Source organism: Lacinutrix sp. (assembly GCF_037625555.1).
Taxonomy (GTDB): domain Bacteria; phylum Bacteroidota; class Bacteroidia; order Flavobacteriales; family Flavobacteriaceae; genus Lacinutrix.
In genome coordinates this window covers 1-5,749 of sequence record NZ_JASJHV010000127.1, presented here as the reverse complement: position 1 = coordinate 5,749, position 5,749 = coordinate 1, and the positions used below count along the sequence as shown (strand labels likewise).

Annotated in this window: 4 protein-coding genes; all 4 read right to left on the bottom strand. The window is 29.3% G+C overall.

The features are described 5' to 3' along the window. Positions 1-218 precede the first annotated feature (218 nt). The 4 genes from QNK89_RS10395 to QNK89_RS10380 all read right to left on the bottom strand — a co-directional run bounded on the left by QNK89_RS10395 (position 219) and on the right by QNK89_RS10380 (position 5,535). Positions 219-1,988 carry a sodium:solute symporter gene (locus tag QNK89_RS10395; RefSeq protein WP_340170976.1) on the bottom strand — a complete coding sequence of 590 codons (1,770 nt, stop codon included), beginning with the start codon at positions 1,986-1,988 and terminating at the stop codon, positions 219-221. Positions 1,989-2,108: 120 nt separating this feature from the next. After that, positions 2,109-2,279: a hypothetical protein gene (locus QNK89_RS10390; protein WP_340170975.1), complete on the bottom strand. Its 171-nt coding sequence runs from the start codon at positions 2,277-2,279 to the stop codon at positions 2,109-2,111. Positions 2,280-2,397: 118 nt separating this feature from the next. Beyond that, the gene (locus tag QNK89_RS10385; RefSeq protein WP_340170974.1) at positions 2,398-2,994 is read right to left on the bottom strand and encodes a carboxypeptidase-like regulatory domain-containing protein; all 597 of its coding nucleotides are present in this window, start codon (positions 2,992-2,994) and stop codon (positions 2,398-2,400) included. Beyond that, the gene (locus QNK89_RS10380) at positions 2,995-5,535 is read right to left on the bottom strand and encodes a PIG-L family deacetylase (RefSeq protein ID WP_340170973.1); all 2,541 of its coding nucleotides are present in this window, start codon (positions 5,533-5,535) and stop codon (positions 2,995-2,997) included. Between the last annotated feature and the right edge of the window lie 214 nt (positions 5,536-5,749).

The following is a 5,749-nucleotide window of genomic DNA, read 5'->3' as shown; positions in this document are numbered from 1 at the left end:
GCTATTAAAACAAGAGTTATATCAGCTGTTATTGATTTTGCAGGTAACGTTGTTTTTGTTAGTGCAATAAAATTTGCTATTGAAGTATCTTGAACCGTTTGATAAAATTGAATATTAAAATACCAGGTATAAACGATACCCAAAATTGCTATCACTAAATAAATGTATTTATACTTCATATTAATAATTGTATTAATTCTTAATTAAATAAAAAACATTTAAATTAAGTTAGAATTCTCTAAAATAAGATATCCAAAAACACCTAATATAGCAATAAGCGAAACAAGTATATACTTGTTGTTTTTAGATATTTGTTTAAAGTCTAAAAGCATTGCTACAATAATAGCTAAGAAACAACCAACAAAATTTAGCCATAAAAAAGGCAGGTTTATAAATTCGAAATAATCTAAAGCGAAAAGTATTATTATTATAAACTGTGTTATAAAAGCAGCTACAAAAACAGCATTAGCTCTTACGTGCTTAAAGAAAAAAGCTAATAAAAAGATACCTAAAACATTACCATAAAATACAGATCCAATAATATTTACTAACTGTATTAAATTTTCGGCTAAATTAGCAACACAGGCAATTCCAATAGCCAGAATTCCCCAAAGTAATGTAAACCACCTAGAAACACTTAACATTTGTGCTTCTGTTTTATTGCCTACACGATGTTTATACAAATCTATTGTTGTTGTGCTTGCCAAGGCATTTAATTCGCTTGCAGTACTAGACATTGCTGCACTTAAAATTACTGCTAACAATAAACCAATTAAACCTCTTGGTAAATTGTTTAATATAAAATGAATAAAAACATAATCTTTATCGTTGCTTTCTACTTTTATGTTTTTGGCTTCTCCAGCTCTTTCAATAAGATCTCTACCTTTCTGTCTAAGCAAATCATTCGCTTCATTAAAAGCAGCAATATCTGATACTTTGAAATCACTCTCTGTTAATGCAAAAGCATTAATTGTGGTCTTTTTATTTTCGAAAAGTACTTTTTGCTCTTGTTGAATGGTTTTATATTCTTCAGCATATTTAGAATCTAAGACGACTTCAGTAGCTGTAGGATTAAAATTTACAGGTGCTTGGTTAAATTGATAAAAAACAAAAACCATTACTCCTACAAATAAAATAAAAAATTGCATTGGTACTTTTAAAAGTCCGTTAAACATAAGACCTAATTGCATTTCTTTAACAGATTTGCCAGATAAATAACGTTGCACTTGGCTTTGATCTGTACCAAAATAAGATAGCATTAAAAAGGTACCACCTATAATTCCACTCCAAAAGGTGTAGCGGTTATTTAAATTGAAAGAGAAATCTAATACTTCCATTTTTCCACTTGCACCAGCTATTTCGACGGCTTTTGCAAAAGAAATGTCTTCTGGTAATTTGTTTAAAATTAAAACGAACGCAATTATCATTCCTGTGAAAATAACTATCATTTGATGCTTTTGTGTCACATTCACAGCCTTGGTTCCACCAGATACGGTATAAATAATAACTAAAACACCTATAATTATGTTAAGCAATAATAAATTCCAACCTAAAACAGCAGATAATATAATTGCAGGAGCGAAGATGGTTATTCCAGCAGCTAAGCCACGTTGAATAAGAAACAGAATGGCTGTTAAAGTTCTAGTTTTCCTATCGAATCTATTTTCTAAAAACTCGTATGCTGTATAGACTTTTAAGCGATGATATAATGGTATAAATACCATACAAATAACAATCATGGCAATTGGTAATCCAAAGTAAAACTGTACAAAGCCCATACCATCATTAAACGCTTGTCCAGGAGTAGAGAGAAAAGTAATTGCACTGGCTTGTGTGGCCATTACAGATAGTCCTATAGTCCACCATTTAGAATTATTTCCTCCTTTTAAGTAATCTTCAACATTACTACTACCTCTGGTTTGAATAGTACCATAAATTACTATAGCTAGTAACGTTCCTATTAAAACAACCCAATCTAAAGTTTGCATATCTTAAAACGCTTTTGTTATGAAATAAAAAGCAACAATATAGGCTGTATTTGCTACTAATATTAATGTGTAAAGTCTATTCCATTTGTATTTTGGTTGCTTATCCATACTCTAAAATTATTAATCTGTTAAGGTTAATTCCATTGCTAAAATACTATGTTTATTTCTATAATTTTTAGCTGCATTTTTTGGTGTTTTTAAAGGTTTCTTCCATTGTCCTTCTCTATAAATCATACTGTTTTTATTATCTATAACTGGTAGTGCACCTAACAAAGGACCATAACTAGACAATTCTTTTTTTTCTCCTGTTTTGGTGAAAAGTGTATTGTATATTTTTTTTGTTAGACTCTATAATTAGCCATTCGAATACAATAAAAACACCCTCTTCAGGAAAACTTATATTTAAATCTCATAAATCTACTTCTGTAAGCCTGTTTCCTTTTTTAGCAATACCAATAATATTTTTATTGTACAGTAAAACTTGCAACTCAAAATTATTTGTTTTTTTATAAATTCGAATATTAAACTTTGCACTATCGAGATTGCTACGTGTGTAAATTTTAAACGATTTTATAAAAGGTGTGTTTTTGTATTTTTTAAAGTAACGAAAATACTTTCCTCTCATCCATGGCGTTTCACCAGAACCATAAAAGAAGTTGATTTTAGAAAAAATAAAATCAACTTCTACTAATTTTTTATTTCTTTTTTTAGTGTCTTTTTTCTCTAAATTTATTACTTCAGGATCTAAAGAAATAGTGTGTTTTATATTTAAAACATTAATTTTTTTTGTTTTATAACCAACTGCATATAGTACTAGATTATTACTTGTTTTATCTAAATTAAAGTAGCCATATTTTTTAGTAGTAGTACCAATATTTTCTCCTTCAACCCAAATGTTAACGTAAGAAATAGGTGTATTACTTTTGCTATTTACAACAATATTAGATGTTTGAGCATAAGAAAATAAGCAACAAAAAAATAAAATATTAAAAAAAAGTATTTTCATTTAATTCTTAATTTCTAGTGGGTTAGGTATTTCATTTTTTCCAATACTTAACATATTAGCAAAAAGTCTATAAGCTCCAGAAACTCCAGCTGGAAATTCTCTAAAGAAACTTAATCCTGTATAAATGTAATAACCTCTACCATGTTTTGCAACTAGTAAACTTCCCAGTTTTGGTGTTTCTCCTTTATCATTCATAGATAGAATAGGAGTGAACTCTTTAGACCATTCGTTTGGGAAGTATAAACCGCGTTCTTGTGTCCAACCTTCAAAATCTTCTTGTGTTATTTTATTAGGACTATTTAGTACTTCATGTTTTGCATTTAAAAAAGTAACTTCTGCAAACTCGTCTGTAACTCGATCTCTAGATAATGTTAATGGATAAGGTGCTATATTATCTACTTTAACACGATGACTTGTATTGTATTGAACAATCATATTTCCGCCATTTTCTACAAAATTGAATAAAATATCTTGTTTAAAATTTAGTGCTTCAACTGTATTATAAGCTCTAATTCCAACTACTACAACATCAAATTTGTTTAAGTTTTCTGCTGTAATATCTTTTGGTTTTATAGTAATTACATTGTAACCTATCTGTTTTAAGCTTTCTGGAACCACATCACCAGCACCTTCTATGTAGGCAATGTTTTCTCCACGTTTTTTAATATCTAAACGTACAATTCTACTTTCGCTTGGCAATAAAACGGTTTGAAATGGTATATGATCGTAATCTATTTCAATTAACTCTTTGGTATATTTAGAATTACCAATAGTTATAATAGGAGACAATGTGCCTTCACTTTGATTTTTAGGCGGAATAATCGTAAAAATAATTGTTTGTTCTTGACCTTTATGTTCAATATTAATTTTTTGTTGTTTTGGGAAAACACTCCAATCATTCGGGTAATCTAATGTTATAGAGCCTTCTAGATTATCACGCCCAGCTTTTACAATTACAGGAATTTCTTTTTGTTCTTCGTTTTCAAAAATGATTACTTTTTCAGATATTTTTGCAGATGCTTCAGGAATAATCTCAAAAGGTTTATAAACTTCGCCTTTTACAGGATCGTTGGTTTTATAGATAATTGGTTTTGTATATGAAATTGGAGAGCCTTCGATGTTAAGGTGGAAAGTTACATTTAAATAACGAGGTGTTTCTGGTAAACCTATCAATGATTTATCTTTTACAGAATACATTCCTAAGGTCCCTTTTTCGGTTAACCAATAAGGAGTAGTCAATGGAGCCTCAGTGTCTATAGATTTATTAATTAAAACAACATCTTCAATTTTAAGAGGTTTGTTTTTAATTAAGTTTAAACCTTTTCTAATATCAGATTCATATGGCATTGTTAGACTTTCTAAACTAATATTAGAATTACTTCTGTTTATTATTTCTATATTTAATTTAGCTTCGTCATCTAAAGTTACAGCAGTTCTAGATTCTGAAACTGCTTCTAAATATAATCCACTACAAGCATAAATAATTTCTTTTATCTCTTTAGTTTTAATAGCTTTCCAATGATAGTCTTCTAAATTCTGAATTAAATTATAAGCTTTAACTAATTCTGGAATAGAGGCAGAAGGATTTGTGAAATTGAAATCCTTTTGTGCTTTTTCTAAGATTCCACCAATAACTTTTCCAACTTTAACTCGATTCCAAGACGTATCTATTCCATCAAAAATATTGCTTTTATCTGTTGGTAATTCCCCTTTAATTAATTCTATATATTCTATTTGAGAACCACGAGTACCAGTATTACCAAACCCTTGAGATTTATGTTGACTCCTGCTTAAAGCAGCAATTTCTGTATTACTTAAGCCTGAACTAGGATAGTATTCACCAATATCAAAATTTAATAAATTAGATTTATCTGCTGCATCAAATTTTTCACGACTTCCATAAAACCACCAAGAGGTATTAAAAAACTCACGCTTTGGTTGCCATGTTCCGTATTGTTTTACTTGATTAGGATATCTGTTTTTATCATTTGCAATATCAAAAGCTTCAAAACTTAGCATTGCAGAACTTGTATGATGACCATGTGTAGAACCTGGACTTCTATGATCGAATCGATTAATTATTACATCTGGTTTAAATTGACGTATTGCCAATACAACATCGCTAAGCACTTCTTCTTTATTCCAAATTGCTAAAGTTTCATCAGGATGTTTAGAATAACCAAAATCATTAGCTCTTGTAAAACGTTGTTCTCCACCATCAATTTGCCTTGCAGTTAATAATTCTTGTGTTCTAATAACACCTAATAGTTCTCTAATTTCAGGCCCAATAAGGTTTTGCCCTCCATCTCCACGCGTTAAAGACAAATAAGCAGTGCGAGCTTTAACATGGTTTGCCATATAAGAAATTAGACGTGTATTTTCGTCGTCAGGATGTGCTGCTACATATAAAACAGATCCTAAGAAATTTAATTTTTCTAGAGATTGGTATATTTGCGAGGCATTTGGTTTAGTAGGTTGTTGTGCGAAACAATTTATTGAAATTAAACAAATAAATAGTAGTGAAGTAATAGTTTTTAGCATTGCATAGTCTTTGAATTGTACTCGAAATTAGACGAGAAATCAAATATAAACATTCACTTTTTTAATTTTGTGTTTTTGGTTTTCTTTAACTAAATGAAAGCACTAAGGTTATTTTAAATATTTTCCAATTGCTATGGAAGTTACAGATTTCCAAAAAAGTAATAATTTTGTTTGATAGTTTAACTCACTATTCTTAAATTAAAAAATCTTTAAA